The sequence below is a fragment of the Polaromonas sp. P3_A5 genome, assembly GCF_056403055.1.
Genome location: NZ_JBFUGF010000004.1, coordinates 16,118 through 32,640 on the forward strand (window position 1 = coordinate 16,118; position 16,523 = coordinate 32,640).

General features: G+C 61.1%; 12 protein-coding genes and 20 tRNA genes. 6 read left to right on the forward strand and 26 right to left on the reverse strand.

The features are described 5' to 3' along the window. Positions 1–292: 292 nt before the first annotated feature. The 22 genes from AC1DU8_RS21240 to AC1DU8_RS21345 all read right to left on the reverse strand — a co-directional run bounded on the left by AC1DU8_RS21240 (position 293) and on the right by AC1DU8_RS21345 (position 3,332). Entirely contained in the window at positions 293–853 is a 561-nt protein-coding gene (locus tag AC1DU8_RS21240; protein ID WP_477727228.1) for an HNH endonuclease, read from the reverse strand. A gap of 32 nt (positions 854–885) precedes the next feature. Next, positions 886–961: transfer RNA gene (locus AC1DU8_RS21245), tRNA-Val, on the reverse strand. A 26-nt stretch (positions 962–987) separates the two neighbouring features. Continuing rightward, positions 988–1,062, reverse strand: a tRNA-Lys gene (locus AC1DU8_RS21250). A gap of 7 nt (positions 1,063–1,069) precedes the next feature. Next, positions 1,070–1,145: transfer RNA gene (locus AC1DU8_RS21255), tRNA-His, on the reverse strand. Between the two features lie 15 nt (positions 1,146–1,160). Beyond that, positions 1,161–1,235 (reverse strand) — tRNA-Ile (locus tag AC1DU8_RS21260). Between the two features lie 13 nt (positions 1,236–1,248). Further along, positions 1,249–1,324: transfer RNA gene (locus AC1DU8_RS21265), tRNA-Asn, on the reverse strand. Between the two features lie 27 nt (positions 1,325–1,351). Further along, complete coding sequence (locus AC1DU8_RS21270; RefSeq protein WP_457282297.1) at positions 1,352–1,537, reverse strand: hypothetical protein; 186 nt, start codon at positions 1,535–1,537, stop codon at positions 1,352–1,354. 35 nt (positions 1,538–1,572) lie between these two features. Beyond that, positions 1,573–1,651: transfer RNA gene (locus tag AC1DU8_RS21275), tRNA-Arg, on the reverse strand. A gap of 14 nt (positions 1,652–1,665) precedes the next feature. Then, a tRNA-Cys gene (locus AC1DU8_RS21280) sits at positions 1,666–1,751 on the reverse strand. 9 nt (positions 1,752–1,760) lie between these two features. Further along, positions 1,761–1,837 (reverse strand) — tRNA-Trp (locus tag AC1DU8_RS21285). Between the two features lie 17 nt (positions 1,838–1,854). Then, positions 1,855–1,939, reverse strand: a tRNA-Leu gene (locus AC1DU8_RS21290). 11 nt (positions 1,940–1,950) lie between these two features. Next, a tRNA-Leu gene (locus tag AC1DU8_RS21295) sits at positions 1,951–2,028 on the reverse strand. 80 nt (positions 2,029–2,108) lie between these two features. After that, a tRNA-Asp gene (locus AC1DU8_RS21300) sits at positions 2,109–2,184 on the reverse strand. 28 nt (positions 2,185–2,212) lie between these two features. Next, positions 2,213–2,288, reverse strand: a tRNA-Pro gene (locus tag AC1DU8_RS21305). 27 nt (positions 2,289–2,315) lie between these two features. Beyond that, positions 2,316–2,395 (reverse strand) — tRNA-Arg (locus AC1DU8_RS21310). Between the two features lie 21 nt (positions 2,396–2,416). Next, positions 2,417–2,495 (reverse strand) — tRNA-Arg (locus AC1DU8_RS21315). A 21-nt stretch (positions 2,496–2,516) separates the two neighbouring features. Continuing rightward, positions 2,517–2,591: transfer RNA gene (locus AC1DU8_RS21320), tRNA-Ile, on the reverse strand. 10 nt (positions 2,592–2,601) lie between these two features. Then, positions 2,602–2,680, reverse strand: a tRNA-Gln gene (locus AC1DU8_RS21325). A gap of 10 nt (positions 2,681–2,690) precedes the next feature. Then, positions 2,691–2,781 (reverse strand) — tRNA-Ser (locus AC1DU8_RS21330). 130 nt (positions 2,782–2,911) lie between these two features. Then, positions 2,912–2,989: transfer RNA gene (locus tag AC1DU8_RS21335), tRNA-Glu, on the reverse strand. Positions 2,990–2,997: 8 nt separating this feature from the next. Further along, positions 2,998–3,082: transfer RNA gene (locus AC1DU8_RS21340), tRNA-Thr, on the reverse strand. Positions 3,083–3,256: 174 nt separating this feature from the next. Next, positions 3,257–3,332: transfer RNA gene (locus tag AC1DU8_RS21345), tRNA-Gly, on the reverse strand. A 475-nt stretch (positions 3,333–3,807) separates the two neighbouring features. Here AC1DU8_RS21345 and AC1DU8_RS21350 point away from each other — a divergent pair. Continuing rightward, entirely contained in the window at positions 3,808–4,239 is a 432-nt protein-coding gene (locus tag AC1DU8_RS21350; protein ID WP_457282298.1) for a hypothetical protein, read from the forward strand. 157 nt (positions 4,240–4,396) lie between these two features. On the opposite strand, the gene AC1DU8_RS21355 is transcribed toward AC1DU8_RS21350, so the two are convergent. From AC1DU8_RS21355 to rpe, 4 genes are all read right to left on the reverse strand, one after another. Next, positions 4,397–6,925, reverse strand: coding sequence for a PAS domain S-box protein (locus AC1DU8_RS21355; protein ID WP_457282299.1), 2,529 nt, complete (start codon positions 6,923–6,925; stop codon positions 4,397–4,399). A gap of 42 nt (positions 6,926–6,967) precedes the next feature. Beyond that, the gene (locus tag AC1DU8_RS21360; protein WP_457282300.1) at positions 6,968–7,720 is read right to left on the reverse strand and encodes a response regulator; all 753 of its coding nucleotides are present in this window, start codon (positions 7,718–7,720) and stop codon (positions 6,968–6,970) included. A gap of 126 nt (positions 7,721–7,846) precedes the next feature. Further along, a complete protein-coding gene (locus AC1DU8_RS21365; RefSeq protein WP_457282301.1) occupies positions 7,847–9,427 on the reverse strand; it encodes an adenylate/guanylate cyclase domain-containing protein in 1,581 nt (526 codons plus the stop codon). Between the two features lie 97 nt (positions 9,428–9,524). After that, positions 9,525–10,220, reverse strand: coding sequence for a ribulose-phosphate 3-epimerase (gene rpe / locus AC1DU8_RS21370; protein ID WP_457282302.1), 696 nt, complete (start codon positions 10,218–10,220; stop codon positions 9,525–9,527). Between the two features lie 97 nt (positions 10,221–10,317). Here rpe and apaG point away from each other — a divergent pair, with 97 nt between their 5' ends. From apaG to thiL, 5 genes are all read left to right on the forward strand, one after another. Next, on the forward strand, positions 10,318–10,713 hold the full coding sequence (apaG, locus tag AC1DU8_RS21375; protein WP_457282449.1) for a Co2+/Mg2+ efflux protein ApaG: 396 nt from the start codon (positions 10,318–10,320) through the stop codon (positions 10,711–10,713). Positions 10,714–10,734: 21 nt separating this feature from the next. Next, on the forward strand, positions 10,735–12,696 hold the full coding sequence (locus AC1DU8_RS21380) for a site-specific recombinase (RefSeq protein WP_457282303.1): 1,962 nt from the start codon (positions 10,735–10,737) through the stop codon (positions 12,694–12,696). Between the two features lie 398 nt (positions 12,697–13,094). Continuing rightward, positions 13,095–14,354: a cation:proton antiporter gene (locus AC1DU8_RS21385; RefSeq protein WP_457282304.1), complete on the forward strand. Its 1,260-nt coding sequence runs from the start codon at positions 13,095–13,097 to the stop codon at positions 14,352–14,354. Further along, positions 14,344–15,483 carry a YbdK family carboxylate-amine ligase gene (locus AC1DU8_RS21390; RefSeq protein WP_457282305.1) on the forward strand — a complete coding sequence of 380 codons (1,140 nt, stop codon included), beginning with the start codon at positions 14,344–14,346 and terminating at the stop codon, positions 15,481–15,483. Before AC1DU8_RS21385 ends, AC1DU8_RS21390 begins: the two co-directional genes overlap by 11 nt. Positions 15,484–15,518: 35 nt before the next feature. After that, positions 15,519–16,511, forward strand: a complete 993-nt coding sequence (gene thiL / locus AC1DU8_RS21395; RefSeq protein WP_477701579.1) for a thiamine-phosphate kinase — start codon at positions 15,519–15,521, stop codon at positions 16,509–16,511. Positions 16,512–16,523: the final 12 nt, after the last annotated feature.

Here is a 16,523-nt window from a genome sequence, read left to right on the forward strand (position 1 = left end):
ACAAGGCAGTAACGCTCAAAACAGATAGCGGCCCGAACTGATGATACGGGTGGGTCATTCCTGGCACAGGAATTCTCCCCAAGACCAGTCACCGCCAGTACCTCATCGGGTTGATCTTAAAGGCAGATAGCCTGTTGCCTTCTGCCGCCGTGACTCCGGGCCGATCCTGCCATATGGCGGCGGCAGTGGGCCGCGCACAGGCATGCTGGACGGCATGCCGATGATCCAGGGGACTATCGGCAATAAAAAAGCGGCGCACCACTTTCGCGACGCGCCGCTTCGGCTGCTGAACTCAATTCAGCCTGGATCCTTTGGGCAGCCGGGCGGCCAGCCACTCATGGACATCGGCCCGTACATTGCGGCCGCGCAGCAGGAAGTCTTCCCACAGCGACGGAACGTAAGGCAGGTAGACCAGCGGCATTCCAGCCTGCTCGGGGGTGCGGGCGCCTTTTCGGGCATTGCACGAACGGCATGCGCTGACCAGGTTGGTCCAGCTGTAGGCTCCACCCTTGCTGTCGGGAATGATGTGCTCGGCCTCGAGATCTTTTTCGAGGAAGACCTGAGCGCAATAAGCACAGGTGCAACGGTCCCGTCGCAACAGCTTGGGTTTCGATACGGCCGGCGTGACCTCAATCAGGTTGCGCCGCGGCGAACCGCGCAGGGCGATGATGGGCTGGATGACCATCAGCGATTGCCGGCCACGCGCCACATTCCACCCACCGCGAAGCGTGACGAGGGGGCTGTCGCCCTCCTCCCACGCCACAGTACCGGTGGCATAGTGCAACGCCGCATCTTCAGCCGTGATCCAGGCCTGGGGCGTCCCCTGGATGTCGAGCTGCAGAACGTGATGCATCGTGGCCTCCTGTAAGGTGAAAAGAATGAATTTGGTAGCTCTTGAGAGGATCGAACTCCCGACCATCGCCTTGTAAGGGCGCTGCTCTACCTGCTGAGCTAAAGAGCCGAAAAACCGAAGAGCTGAATGACGAGTGGTGCGGGCAGAGAATTTCGAAATCTCGACCTACCGGTTAAAAGCCGGTTGCTCTTCCTCTGAGCTATGCCCGCAGGGGGGTGGGGTGCAAGACCGGACTCGAACCGGTGACCCGCGGGGTCACATCCCGCTGCGCTGCCAACTGCGCCACTTGCACCAGAAAAAAGAAAATTGGTAGCCGCAGCTGGCATCGAACCAGCGACCTGTGCCTTATCAAGGCACTGCTCTACCACTGAGCTACGCGGCTATGAAGAAAAAATTGGCTCCACGACCTGGGGTCGAACCAGGGACGACGCGATTAACAGTCGCGCGCTCTACCAGCTGAGCTATCGTGGACTAACGGGGAGAGGGAACCAGGCGTGCTCACCACTCGCCGCATTCGCGGACGCGCTGATCGAGGTCGCGGTCATCTTGTGCATCTCCGCGCTTCGGCAAGACGTGACGATGCCGCGCGCTGCCGGCGGCGACGATGCTGCGCAGCAAGGCACGAACAATGCGACCGCGGGGTTTGGCCACCCTCCGGGAGGCCGCTGTGATTCTGGTTGTCATGGCAAATCTCCTTGAGGTTGGTTGAACGGGGAATGTGGCGCGCCTGGGCCGATTCGAACGGCCGACAAACCGGGGTAGAAGCCCAGCGCTCTTTCCTGGCTGAGCTACAGGCGCTGAAAGTAATGAGATGGAGGCGGTGGTCAGATTCGAACTGACGCGTGCTGACGCAGGCGGATTTGCAATCCGCTCCCTTCGACCACTGGGGTACACCGCCGGAAATCGCTGGCGGGCGCGAGAAGAATCGAACTTCTAACCTTCGGCTTTGGAGGCCGCTGCTCTGCCTGGTTGAGCTACACACCCATGAAAATCTAAAAAAATGGTGCCCCAGGCCGGCATCGAACCGGCATGCCCGAAAGCGCTGGCTTCTAAAGCCAGTGTGTCTTCCCATTCCACCACCGGGGCTAAAACTGTTCTGGTACTCAAGGGGAGACTCGAACTCCCAAAAGACCTGGTTTTGAAGCAGGCGCGTCTTCCGATTCCGCCACTTGAGCATTTATCTGGTGTCCAGCCCGGATTCGAACCGGCGCATGGGGTTATTGATCCATTGACCGAGGTAGCACGGCATGAATGGTGGCGGCCTGTACGGGAATCGAACCCGTGACCACATCCTGGACAGGGAAGTGCTCTACCAGCTGAGCTAACAGACCAAAAGAATGAAGAAGACCGGAATGAAGATGGTCCGTGTAGCAGGTCTCGAACCTGCGACCTCATGCTCCCAAAGCACGCGCGCTACCAACTGCGCCACACACGGATTGAATCGAGCTGAATGAAAACTGAATGGCCTCGCGTGAAAGATTTGAACTTCCGACCCTCTGCTTCGTAGGCAGATGCTCTGATTCCGGACTGAGCTAACGCGAGAAAAATCTATTGGGTTATTGCTGGTGCACGCAGGCAGACTCGAACTGCCGGCCTCGACCTCCGGAGGGTCGCGCTCTGAGTCCCGCTGAGCCATGCACGCAAATGGCTTGGGTGATGCAGGTGGTGGTTGCAGTTGGGACCGAGCCAACGACCGGCGGGTTATGAGCCCGCTGCTCTACCACTGAGCTATGCAACCCGAAAAAAAATGGCAGGCCGTGATGGATTCGAACCACCGAAATGTCGGGATCAAAACCCGATGCCTTGGACCAGCTTGGCGAACGGCCCATCAAAGAGATGGCGGAAGATAAGGGATTCGAACCCATGAGCCCACTTTCATGGGCTCTCGCTTAGCAAGCGAGTGCCTTGAACCTCTCGGCCAATCTTCCCAAAAATTCCCGGTTACGAGTTCCGGTGCCACCCTATCTTTGAGGCCGGTTTCCGCACTACGCTCTTGCAAGCACTGCGCTTCTTTACTGAACAGCTGCCAGCCAATTACCTGGCTGCCAGCGCTGGAGTTGGCGTCACGTAGGGGATTCGAACCCCTGTCTACAAGGATGAAAACCTTGTGTCCTGAGCCAGCTAGACGAACGTGACAAATACCCTGGCGCCCACGGTCGCGATTTGAACGGCCGACCCGCCGCTTACAAGGCGGCTGCCTTACCGCTCCATCGACTGAGCTGCGCGGGCGAAAAAACTGAATCCATTTCGGCTGTACCTGCATGTGGGCGGACGGCATGACACCGACCGAGGGTCTCCCACTGCACTGCATATCCGGGGCCATGAACCCCGGCTGCCAGCACACACGCCACCAGACCGTCTCCTCGGTCTCGCGCAGGTGACGTGAAACAGGCACACCCGAAATGGAGCGGACAGACGGCTTCGAACCGACGACATTGAGCTTGGAAGGCTCACGCTCTACCTACTGAGCTATGTCCGCAATTTTTGCGGGACTCGCTGCCATCCAGTGTTTGGCTGCTGTCCCGCTGCAAATTTTTAAAGACTCCCGCGCTTGAAGCGCATCGACGGCACGATCACCGTCAGGGAAAAACAAAAAGGCCCGGTTCCTTGCGGATACCGGGCCTCTGGGTGTCAGAGATTTAGAAGGTACGCTCAGGCGTCTCCTTCTCCCGGTTGTGTGGAATCCTCGTGGTTCTGCTTGGGCATGGCGGTCCGCAAAATGGACAACGCAAAAGAACTCAGCCCACGGCATTGGCCCAGATGAACGTCACGGCGACGCACGGCAGCACCGCCCCAGACGGGGGTGTTGTTTCTTGCGTTGGCGGCTATCGGTTTCATGATGAGTGCGTGGAAAGGGTTGATGTCAAAGTAGCGATGAAAGGTAATGTAAAATCTTTTTACACCGTCGTCAACGGGTCGATGCAAAATAATCTGGATTGTTGCAACCACGTCACATGGACTCCGAGAACGTCAATAGAAACCGGCGCAACAACCTGCTGATCATCATTCGGGAGTTCAGTGAGAAGGAGTTGGCCGCCGGCGAATCACCTGTCGGCATGCTGGGCCGTATCGCCAGACAGCTCGGCCTCAGCGCCGGGGGACTGAGCCAGTTCAAGGGTGACGCAAAGGGCACCGCGCGGAACATCGGCGATGCAGCGGCCGCGCAGATCGAGAGCAAGTCCGGAAAGCCAAAAGGCTGGATGGATACGGATCACGGCGGAGACGCAATCAATCCTGCAGAAAACGCTTTTATCGAACTCGCCCGCATTGCGTGGCGGACGACGGATGCCAAGGGCCGGCGGCTGCTGATGCAACTTGCGAAGCGGGGCTTTGGTGGACAGACTGGAGATGATCTATCCCACATGGCCAAGCCCGGTGACAAATGACGAATTTCTGCCGGGCCGGATACTGAGGGGTGAGGACTGCAACAACGCCGGCGGAACCTCATCTCGCAAAATCTGCATTACCCGCTCAAAGCCTCGATTTGGAGATACTTATTTCTTCATTCCAGATCGCGGTCCAGACGGCACAGCGCCGGTGCCATCAAAGAACGCCCCCGCGTTTCCCGTTGGAGCGGCTTTTGATGGCGCGCTTGATGCACTTCAGCAAGCGCTGCTCATCCAGCGGCTTTTCAAGCCACTCCGAGACGCCGAGCGACTGGTTTTCGGCATGCTGCCGGGCCTCTGCAGCGATAACCGACAAGACCAGCACCGGTAGCGTGGCGGTGCGCTTGTTGGCGCGCAGCTCACGAACAACGGTGAGGCCGTTTTCATAAGGCAGCTTGATATCCATCGTCATGGCGGCATACGTCTCCATCTTGAGGTAGTCGCGTGCCTGATCCGCGGTATGCGCCATGTCCGCGTCGTACCCGCCCTTGTCCATGATCATGCCGATAAGCTTGGCGACATCCGGGTCGTCCTCGCACACCAGCACGCGGGGACGTGCATACAGCCCCACCGGTGCGGTGACAGGGGGTGCTTCGCGCCATTCGGGCAAATCAAAGTAAAACGTCGTTCCCGCATTGCTCTCGGTCGTGAAACCGATGTTGCCCTCCATGCGCTCAAGAATGGCTTTGGAAATGCTCAGGCCAAGCCCGGTCCCGCCTTTCTGGCGGGTGTCGGAGGAGTCGGCCTGCGAGAACTTCTGGAAGATGCGCTGCCGGAATTCGTCGGGAATCCCGGGGCCCTTATCGGAGATCTCCACCCGGGCGCGACGGCCACGCTTGCGCACAGTCACATCGACCGTCCCCTCCGGAGGAGAAAACTTGATGGCATTGGACAACAGGTTGGTCACCACCTGGATCAACCGGTCGCTGTCAACGCAGACCTGCAGGGAATTTTCGGCCCTATGCAGGGCCAGCTTGACGCCGTGTTGAGCGGCAAAGCCCTCGTTATCTGCCAGGGCCCGCTCCAGCAATGGCTCAAGCTCCTGCGCCTGCAGCTCGAAACGCATCTTCCCTGATTCGATTTTCTCGCTGTCGAGAATGTCATTGATCAGCCGGATCAGCCGCTCGCAATTGCTTTGGGCAATGCCTACGAGGTTTTTGGCTTTTTCCGGAATTTCGCCGGCCACACCGCCCCATACCAGTCCCAATGACCCGCGTATTGACGTCAGCGGCGTGCGCAGCTCATGGCTGACGGTTGAAACAAATTCGGTTTTCATGCGGTCGATACGCTTGAGCTCGGTGACGTCCGTCCCAAGCGAGGAAAACCCGATGACCATGTCCTGCTCATCACCTTCCCCATATCGGGGAAAGTAGTTCATGACGTATTCGCGGCGGTCACCGCCGGCTGTCACATACTCGAACTCATGACGCACCGAGTAACCGGAAAGTGCTTCGCGTACATGCACCCTGACCTGGTCATACAGTTCGGCCCCCAGCACTTCCTGCATCGGCCGGTTCTCGATTTGTTCGGCTTTCAAACCAAACGCTTCTTCGTAGGCGCGGTTGTGGAATTGAAAGCGCTGCCCTCCGTCGATATAGGCAATCAGGGCCGGAACGGTATCGGTCAGCTGGCGCAATTGTTCCTCGCTGTTGCGAAGAGCCTCGGTAATGCGCACGCTCTCGGAGATGTCGTGAATGATGGCCGTGAAAAGCCGCTTTCCGCTCACATTGACATCGCCAAAGGACACATTGACGGGGAATTCGGTCCCGTCGTGGCGCTGGCCCAGGATCTTGACGTCCCACTCCCGGAAGCCGCGCTGGCGGCCGCCCAGCCCGGAGAAAAAGGCACTAAACCCCATGCGGTACCGCGTCGGCAGCAGCATGGTGACCTCCTGGCCAACCAGATCTTCGAGCCGGTAACCAAAAAGATGACGTGCTGCGCTGTTCGCGTGGACGATCAGGCCTTCGCCCGTTGCCGTGACCAGCCCTTCGGCCATGCTCTCAGTCACGGCCCGGCTCATGGCTTCGCTGTCCAAAAGCTGCGCCTCAGCACGGCGGCGCTTTTCCTGCGTCCGGAGAATCCTCTGGATCGCCCAGCCAAATATGCTGAGCGACAGCAGTCCGCCCATCAAAATCAGCTGCTTGACGGTTTGAGCAGTCTGGCGGGTTTCGGCCTTGGTGCGTTCAAGGGCTGACTCTTCACCCCCCTTGATACGGCCAACCAGGATTTCGATTTCATCGTGGAGCTGGCGGTTCAAGGGGCCACCCACGACGGCAATAGCGGCTTCCAAACCGGATTGCTGGCGTGCCGTAACAGTCTGTTCCATCAAGCCGACCGTTCGCGTGATCGCATCTTTCAGTGCAAGCCAATCTGCAGCGGAGGTGACAACATCCTGGCCGGGCCGCATGCTTTCGAGCGCCTGCTGGATCTGTGCAAGGGACTGCCGGTAGTCAGCCAGGTCGCTGGGGGCATTGGTCAGCAAATAACGCCGCTGCAGGGATTCCGTCGCCTTGAATCCTGAAACCACGCGCTGGAGAACGAGCGCCTTTTCCCGCGCTTCACTTTCACTCTGCGCATCGCTAATCAGCGAATTGATGGTGACATAGGATGCCGCAATACTCAGGGCGATCAGGACCATTCCGGCACACAGGGCCACGTTGATGCTTGAGCGAAAGGGCATTTTCATGGCGCTTGGAGCTTCTTCAGGCCTGTTCGCCGCAAAGGCGTGCTATTGGGTGCCCAGCACGGTGCGGACGGCCTGAATCAGTGATTCCGTCTCTACAGGCTTGGTGACATACCCGTCGGCACCACCCGCCAGGCCCTTCAGCACGGACTCCCGCGTTGCCTTGGCGGTCAGCATGATGACCGGAACGTCCTTGAGCACGGGATGGGAGCGAATCCGCAGCAGGATGTCGAAGCCGTCCGCATCCGGAAGCATCACGTCCAGAAGCACCAGATCGGGAATCGGCTGCTTGCGAAATTCCGCCACGATCTCGGCACGGGAACCGGCCGTGCGAACGTCGAACCCCTCGAACGTCAGATAACTTTGCAGAAATTTGGCGAGGTGCTCCTCGTCGTCCACGATAACAACTGACAGGCGTTCGCCAGCTGCGTGGGCACGGGGTGCTCCGCGTTTGCGCGCAATACGCACGTAATAGTTGGACTTCTTGAGCGTGGCCGCACAGGAGTCGGCTTCCGCGTCCGCCGCTGTCAGGGCCAACGGGCTGAGGTGGAGTTGCAGTGAGGCCGCAAACGGATCGGGCTGAACCATTTCCACGAGCCCCTTGGCATAGAGCAGATCGAGCGTGCCGTCTACTGTGGCACTGCCTGCTTCACCCATGCTCTGCCGGATCTGCGCGACCGTCAGGATGCCATCAAGGCGCACCAGCAATTCAATCTCAGGCTGCGAAATCGACGTGGCGGCACTGCGCAGTTCCTGTTGACCTTTGGGTGTAACCGCATAAATGTTGTTTGGATGCACTGTGGATGTCCTTTCGCGGGTAACGGGTAACAGTCGTGGCATGAGCCTGAATGCATTCTGATTCTAGTGGCTTGCGATGTAAGGAAACGATACACCTGCAGGTCCGGCCCCTCATGGATCGCCTCGCTAAGAGCCTGCGGCGGCCGGATCCGTCGGTGGTAACCCTGACTGCAGCGCAGCAATCAGCTCGCCCAGGGATGACTCCAGTTTCCCCAGTAAATCGTCCAGACTTTGGCGCGGCAGGCCCTCATTGATGGCCTGCTCAAGCGCGGCCGCATCCGCCGGCACGCGAATGGCTCCGATCTGGGCCGAAACGCCCCGCAGGGAATGGCTGAGCAGTTCGGCATTCTTCAGGTCGCCCGCATCCAGCGCTTCGCGAATGTGCCGGGGAGTATCCCGGCGGCCGTCGAGGTAGCGGCGCAGCATCGACAGATAAAACCCCTTCATGCCCATTGCGCGGGTCAGGCCGACGCTGAGATCCAGGCCGGCAATGCTCTCAGGCAACGTGGCGTCTGCGGCATCCGCCATGGGAATTCCCGTACCCGGCGTTTTGACGGTATCCCGCGGCGGCGGCTGCAACGTTGGCGGGGTCGCTGTCGCAACAGCCTGCGGCAAGCGCGCCGGTTTCAGCACGGCATAGACCGGAATGGGCTCCGCAAATCCCTTGGCCGTGACGGCAGGCCGTGCTTCGGCCTGGATTTCCGCCTGGACCAGTGCATGGGTTTCGCGGGAGATCAGCATCTGGCCGGGCTCTGCGGCCTGCTCAAGCCGCGCGGCAAGGTTCACCTCCCGGCCAATAATGGTGTAGTCCATACGCAGCTTGCTGCCGAAATTTCCGACATCGCAAAACCCGGAATGAATGCCGATGCGTATTTCAAAAGCCTTGTCGATACCCATCGTTTTCCACCGCACCTGAAGCTCATCAAGCCGCACCAGCATGGCCACCGCCATCCGGACGCACTGCACGGCATCCTGCTGCCGGCCAAGGGTGTGCGGGTCCCCGAAAAAAATCACGATGGCATCGCCGATGAATTTGTCCAGCGTGGCGCCATAGTCGGCCGCGATTTGCGACATCTCTTCAAAATAGCTGTTCAGCAGGAACGTGACTTCTTCCGGTTGCCATTTACCGGTCGATTCGGTGAAGTTCTTGATGTCCGAAAAAAACACCGTGAGCCATTTGCGCTGCGTCTCGATTTCAGCCTGGCGCGACCCGTCAAAGAGGGACTGGTAGACCTGCGGTGCCAGGTAACGCGACAGTTGTTCTGACAGGGTCTTCAGGCGCTTGGCATTGGCGCTGCGTTCAAGATGCATCCTGACGCGCGCCAACAGGATGGGCGGGCTGACGGGCTTGGTGATGTAGTCGGTGGCCCCCAGGTCCAGCCCATATTGCTCCTCCTCCACACTGGCAAGCGCCGTCAGGAAGATCACCGGGATATCAGCCGTGCGCGGATCGCCCGCCAGTTGCCGCATCACCTCGTAGCCGTCCATGCCGGGCATCATCACATCCAGCAGGATGATCTCGGGGCGCACACCTGAAGTTGCCGCCTGCAGGCCCTCCTCGCCCGACGCAGCGGCAATCACCTCATACCGGTCCTGCAGCAGCGTCGCGAGAAAATAACGTATGTCCTCGGTATCGTCCACCACCAGGATGCGCGCCCTCCGCGCGGAGGGCGTCTCGCTAACCGGCGGCTTCACAGGTTCAGTCATGATGCGGCTCTTCCATGAATGCCGGGCCAGTTGCGGCCCTACCGGTTTTCGGGCAGAGAGATATGGGAGACAGGGGTCTGCATCGTTGCAGTCTGCCTTATTTCACCAGCTCCACCCGCATGGCGTCAATCACCGCCCTGTAGTCGGGTTTCCCGAAAATCGCACTGCCCGCGACAAAGGTATCGGCACCGGCCGATGCCACGCGCGCGATATTGTCGGTCTTGATGCCCCCGTCGACTTCCAGGCGAATGTCTTTTCCCGAAGCATCAATGCGTTTTCTCGCATCTTCTATTTTGCGCAGCGCGGAGTCAATAAAGCTTTGTCCGCCAAAGCCCGGATTGACGCTCATGATCAGGATGAGATCAATATCCTCAATCACCCAGTCCAGCACATCCAGCGGAGAAGCCGGGTTGAACACCAGCCCCGCTTTGCAGCCTTTTGCCTTGATGGCCTGCACGCTGCGGTGCACATGGCCCGACGCCTCGGGGTGAAAACTGATGAAGTCGGCACCTGCATCGGCAAAGGCTGCAGCCAGTGCATCGACGGGCTGCACCATCAGGTGGACATCCACCGGCACGGCAGTGCCATCAGCTTTTTTTGCATGAGGCTTGAGGGCCTGGCAAATCATCGGCCCAAAGGTCAGGTTGGGCACATAGTGATTGTCCATGACGTCGAAGTGGATCCAGTCGGCTCCTGCAGCAATCACGGCTTTGATCTCGTCACCCAACCGGGCAAAGTCGGCAGACAAAATGGAGGGGGCGATCCGGTAAGTGGGTGGCGTGTTTTTAGGCATGGCCGGATTGTCGCAGCAAGCCGCCGCCGCGTCATGCCCGCACGCATGGCAGCCTCCCGGGCAGGCGGTTAACATGGACGCCAACCGTTTACCTGCCATGCCCAAATACCAGTTCTCCTGCGAAGTCGTTCCGCAATACCAGCCTGACCAGTCGGCCCCGGAAGACCACATCTACGGGTTTTCCTATACCGTCACGGTAACCAACACCGGCGACGTGACCGCCCAGCTGATTTCCCGCCACTGGATCATCAGCGACGCCAACGGCCACAACGAGGAAGTCAAAGGGCTTGGCGTTGTGGGTCACCAGCCGCTGCTCAAGCCGGGTGAGTCCTTCCAGTACACCAGCGGATCGCGCCTGCGCACGCCCACCGGCACCATGCACGGCAGCTATTTTTGTGTGGCCGAAGATGGCGAACGTTTTGACGTACCCATTGCCATGTTCGTTCTGGAAGCACACAACGGCAGCGCCCCGCACGGCCGGGTGCTGCACTGAACGGATGGGTTTGATCGGCTGATGAAGGATCTTGCTTCCCTCCTGAAGGCGCTCGACCCCGACGCCGACCTGGCCCAGCGCCACGTCTGGCTGATCAAGCTTTTCGAGTGGATTCGCGGCGACCAGACTTCCGTGCCTGCGGCCGTGTCACGAGTACAGGCGTTGATGGACGCCGTGGAGATGCAACCCGAAGTGCGCACACGGCTGCAAGCCTGGTGGCAAACGCTGATGCAGACCGTTGACATCACCACCTTGCTGGCCGACTTCGGCTTTGCTCCGCGCACGGCGTTTGTCAGCGAGCTGGCCGAACGCCTGCGTCGCAAGCTGCTACCCGGAACGCCCGAAACCACCGATGCTTCGGAGCTTTTCCCACTGGTCGCCCCCACACGTTTCGATGCCCAGTGGATGGGCGCACTGGAAGACGCCCAGATCAGCCGCCTCACGCAGCTGTTGTCGGCCAGCCCAAAGCTGGATGCACTGCACTGGCAATACAGCCTGATGGACGCCCTGACGTATTGCACCGCGCAGATTCGCGCCACCGGTTTTGCGCCGGAGCTGCGTCTGCGCATGAACCGCGCCACGCCACACGCCCGGGCCTTCCATGCCTTGCCCGCTGATATCGACGAGCTGCGCAACGCGTTCTTCAAGCCTGACCGGAACGAAGCCCAACTGCAATCCGCCATCGCACAGTACCGTGAGCGACTGGACGCCTGCCGCCAGGCCGTCAACAGCATTTACGTGCATCTTGAAGACCACGGTATCTCCGTCGGCATGGTGTTTCGCCTGCGCCAGTTGCGCGAACGCATCCTGCGCGTGCGCGAACTGCTGGACGCTCTGCTTTCGGCCAAACCCGGCATGGCTGCGCTGAAACTACTGACGCGCCGCGTCATCACGGCGCAGGAGAGTAAAAGCATAGGCGCGCTGATCAGCGCCAACTCCACGCTGCTGTCGGCCAAGATGGCTGAGCGCAGCGCAGAGACCGGGGAAACCTACATCACCCGTACCCGCGAGGAATACCGCGAAATGCTGGGAAAGGCCATGGGCGGCGGAGCGATCACCGCTTTCACCACGCTCCTGAAATTCATGGTCGTGGCAGTTGGTCTTTCTGCCTTCTGGGGCGGCTTCTGGTCCAGCGTCGTCTATGCCGGCAGCTTTGTTGTCATCCAGCTGCTGCATTTCACATTGGCCACCAAGCAGCCTGCCATGACCGCACCGGCGATGGCGGCCAAGCTCAAGGACATCGGTTCGGTCGATACGACCGGCCCCATTGAAGCGTTTGTCGACGAGGTGACGCACCTGGTGCGTTCGCAAGTTGCGGCGGTGTGCGGCAATGTATTCATGGTCGTTCCGGCCGTGCTGCTCGTCAACACGCTGATCCAGGTCGTTCTGGGCCGGCCCATGATCAGCGTCGCCGACGCGCACCACGTGCTGGAAACCCTCACCGTGATGGGCCCCGCCCTGCTATGGGCCGGGTTCACCGGCGGCATCCTGTTCGCAGCCAGCATGATCGGGGGCTGGACCGAGAACTGGTTTGTACTGCATCATCTTGACTCGGCGATGCGCCACAACCCGCGCATCACTTCCGTGCTGGGGGGCGAGCGCGCTGCGCGCTGGTCCGGCTTCATGCGCGACAACATTTCGGGTTTCGCGTCCAACATCGCACTGGGTTTCATGCTCGGCCTCATACCGGCCTTCACCGGTTTCTTCGGGCTTGAACTCCAGGCCCGCCACGTCACCCTGTCAACCGGACAACTGGCGGCGGCCGGCGCCTCTCTCGGGCTCGAAGCATTCCGGCACTGGCAAATCTGGTCCTGCATTCTTGCCATTCCCCTGATAGGCGCGCTCAACCTCGGCGTGAGTTTTTACCTGGCGTTTCGCCTGGCCCTGCAGGCGCACAACGTGAGCAACCTGGACCGGGCCCGCATACGCATCGCCATCTGGGCACGCCTGCGCAGCCACCCGCGCAGCTTCTTCATGCCCTAAACAAGCAGCACCCCCGTCCAGGCTCACTGCGTGTAGCCTGCTCCCCCCTCGAGGGGGCGGCGCCTGCGGTCTGGCAAAGCCAGTCCCGCGGCACCTCTGGTAGTGCCCACTGAATTCTTCAAGCAAGCAGGGGCCGCGGAACCGGCTTTGCCGGGCCGCAGGCGCCGTCCCCTGCAAGGGGAAAAGGGCTACACGCGGTGAGCCCGATAGGGGTGTGCTTCATGTTCAGGTCTTGTCCTACAGCCCCCGCCGCGAGGCGCCTGTAAATTAATGCAACGTTTCTTTTCAAGAACACCATCGGGCTTCACGCCGCCAAGGCTGGCCACTCAACGCGCAACATGCCGCAGACACAGGCATGCTTGTAGAAGAAGTCCTGACGACAGTGGAGACAACCCCGTATGAACGAAATCCTGGCCATATGGGCTGAGTGGATCAAGCCGTCGGCAGGTTTGCCGACCGTGCAATGGTCCATCCTGCTGGCGGTAGCCGCCGCCGCCGGCCACCTCGCCAACCGCTACACCGGCCTGCCCAAGGTCATCGGCTATTCACTCGTCGGCGGCCTGGCCGGCCTGGCCGGTTTTACCGGCGCCGTGTGGCCATTGCAGGGCACCGGGCTTTTCCTGCTGGAGCTGGGCGTTGCCGTGGTGCTGTTTGAAGCGGGCGGGCGCATTCCGCTGCGCTGGTTTCGCCACAACCCCATGGTGCTGGTGCAAAGCCTGGCTGAATCTGCCCTCACCTATGTTTTTGTCCACTGGGCCCTGAGCAAGCTGGGTGTGCGCGAGATCGTTGCGGAGTCGCTCGCGCTGCTGGCCATGGCCGCTTCACCGGCCGTTCTCTCGCGCGTGGCGATCGACACAGGCGCCGCCGGGCCGGTGACGGAGCGCGCCCTGGTGCTGTCAACGCTGGGCACCCTGTATGCCCTCACACTGTGCAGCGCCCGCGCCGGCCTGATGCCGCGGGGCGAAGCCGCGCTGTCAAGCCCGCTCTATGCAGTGCTGGTGGTGCTGGGCCTGTCTGTCGTGGTCGGCGCTGTGCTCGCCCTCACATTGCGCATCGCCTTGCGGGTGATGAGCCCCACCAGCGAAAACACCGCCATCCTGCTGCTGGCACTGATCGCCACAGGTGCGGCGCTTGCAGCCCACTTCGGCGGCTCGGCGCCGCTGGCGGCCCTGCTGGGCGGCATGCTGCTCAAGCAACTGAACCCGCGCCCCTGGTCATGGCCGCGGCAGATGGGCACGGCCTCGTCGATGCTGACCATGCTGATGTTTGTGCTGGTCTCCGTCGTCGCCGCGCAAGCAGACTGGAGCGGGCCTGTTGCCGGGCTCGTCATCGGCATGGTCGTGGCCCGCATGGTTGCCAAGATTGCCGGTGTCGCCATCGGCAACGTGGGCAGCGGCGCCAGCTGGAAGCAGGCCCTCTGGGTCGGCTGCGCGATGTCGCCGATGTCATCGGTGGCGCTGCTGCTGGTCTCACAGTTTGCAGCGGCCTCAGGCGCGACCGGGCGCCAGATTGCCAGCGTGGCCCTGCCTGCGATCTTGCTGATGGAAGTGCTGGGTGCCGTGCTCGCCACCGTGGCCATCTACCGCTCAGGCGAAAGCTCCAAACCCTGGGCGCCGCTCACACGCAGCCCTTCAACAGGACCTGTTCATGAGTCTTGAACCTTTCCAGAAGTCCGCAGCCCTCTCGCTGGGTGTCGAGCTTGAACTGCAGCTCGTCAATACCCACGACTACGACCTCGCGCCGTATGCCGAAGACATGCTGCGCCTGATGGCCAAAATTCCGCTACCCGGCGCCGTGGTGCCGGAGATGACGTCCAGCATGATCGAGATCTCGACCGGCGTGTGCCATAACGCCTCGGAGGTGCTGGGCCAGCTTTCGCAGATTCGCGACGCGCTCGTCAAGAGCGCCGACAAGCTCAACATTGCGGTGGTGGGCGGCGGCACGCATCCGTTCCAGCAATGGCACGAGCGCCGCATTTACGACAAACCGCGCTTTCGCGAACTGTCGGAGCTGTACGGCTACCTTTCCAAGCAGTTCACGATCTTCGGCCAGCACGTGCACGTGGGCTGCCCCGACGCCGACAGTGCCTTGCTGACGCTGCACCGCATGTCGCGCTATATCCCGCACTTCATTGCCCTGTCGGCGTCTTCGCCTTATGTGCAGGGGCAAGACACAGCGTTTGATTCGGCGCGGCTCAACTCCGTGTTTGCCTTTCCGCTGTCGGGACGTGCACCGTTCGCGTTGACGTGGGACGACTTCACCGTCTACTTCGACAAGATGACGCGCACCGGCGTGGTCAAGAGCATGAAGGATTTTTACTGGGACATCCGGCCCAAGCCGGAGTTCGGCACCATCGAGATCCGCGTGTTCGACACCCCGCTGACCGTGGAGCGTGCCACCGCGCTGGCCGGCTTTGTGCAGTCACTGGCCTCCTGGTTCATGCACGAACAGCCCTTCATGCCGGTCGAAGACGATTACCTGGTCTACACCTACAACCGCTTCCAGGCCTGCCGCTTCGGGCTGGACGCAGTCTATGTCGACCCGGCCACGGGCGGGCACATGCCGCTGCGCGAGCACATCCTGCTGACCATGGCACAGATTGAACGCCATGCCACCGGCATGGGTGCCGGTGCGTCGCTGCACCTGCTGCGCAACAGCGTGGAGCGCGCCGACAATGACGCCCGCTGGCTGCGCGAAAAGCAAGGCGAGGAACACCTGCTGGCCGAAGTCATACGCCAGGCGGCCGACCGTTTCCGCGGTGGCGTCACGCACCAACAACATCCCTGATCCGGCTTTGCCGGATACCCTTGTATGCTCGGCATATGGGTGAATTTGACCTGATCGCACGCTATTTCACGCGCCCCGCCGGCCGGGCCGTCCTGGGTGTCGGTGACGACTGCGCATTGCTGCAGCCCGCGCCCGGCACACAGCTGGCCATCTCCAGCGACATGCTGGTCGAGGGCCGGCATTTCTTTGCGGATGTGGATCCTTTTACGCTGGGCCACAAGGCGCTGGCCGTCAACCTTAGCGACCTGGCCGCCTGCGGCGCCCAGCCCCTGGCATTCACACTGGCCCTGGCCTTGCCCCGTATCGACGAGGCCTGGCTGGCCGCGTTTTCGCAGGGCCTGCTGGCGCTGGCCGACGCGCACGGCTGTGAACTGGTGGGCGGCGACACCACCCAGGGTCCGCTCAACATCTGCATCACGGTGTTTGGCGAAGTGCCTGTGGTCGGCGGCAAGAGCCAGGCATTGCTGCGTTCCGGCGCAAAGCCCGGCGACGACATCTATATCAGCGGCACGCTGGGTGACGCCCGGCTTGCCCTGGAGGCGCTGCGCGGCGCCCTGGCCCTGCCTCCAGGCGTCCTTGCACAGACCCGCCAGCGGCTCGAACAACCCACGCCGCGCGTCGCCCTCGGCCTGGCCCTGCGGGGTGTTGCTTCTGCCGCCATCGACGTGAGCGACGGCCTGCTGGGTGACTTGCAGCACATCCTCAAGGCGTCCGGCGCCGGTGCCACCATCGACAGCTCGGCCACTATCAATTTGATAGCTGCTTGCGCTCATCCTGATTGGCCTGAAGGCACAATTCCCCATGAAAAGCAGTTGGAATGCGTACTGGCCGGCGGGGATGACTATGAGCTCGCCTTCACCGCGCCGCCCTCCGCGCGTGAGGCCGTGCGGGCAGCTTCACGGCTTGCCGCAACGCCCGTCACCCGCATCGGGCAAATCGACTCCCAGCCGGGCCTTCGCCTGATCGACGCACAGGGAAAAGCTGTTTCGCAGCAGTTTTCCTCGTTTGATCACTTTGCCCGGAAGTAAGAAGCGTCGGAA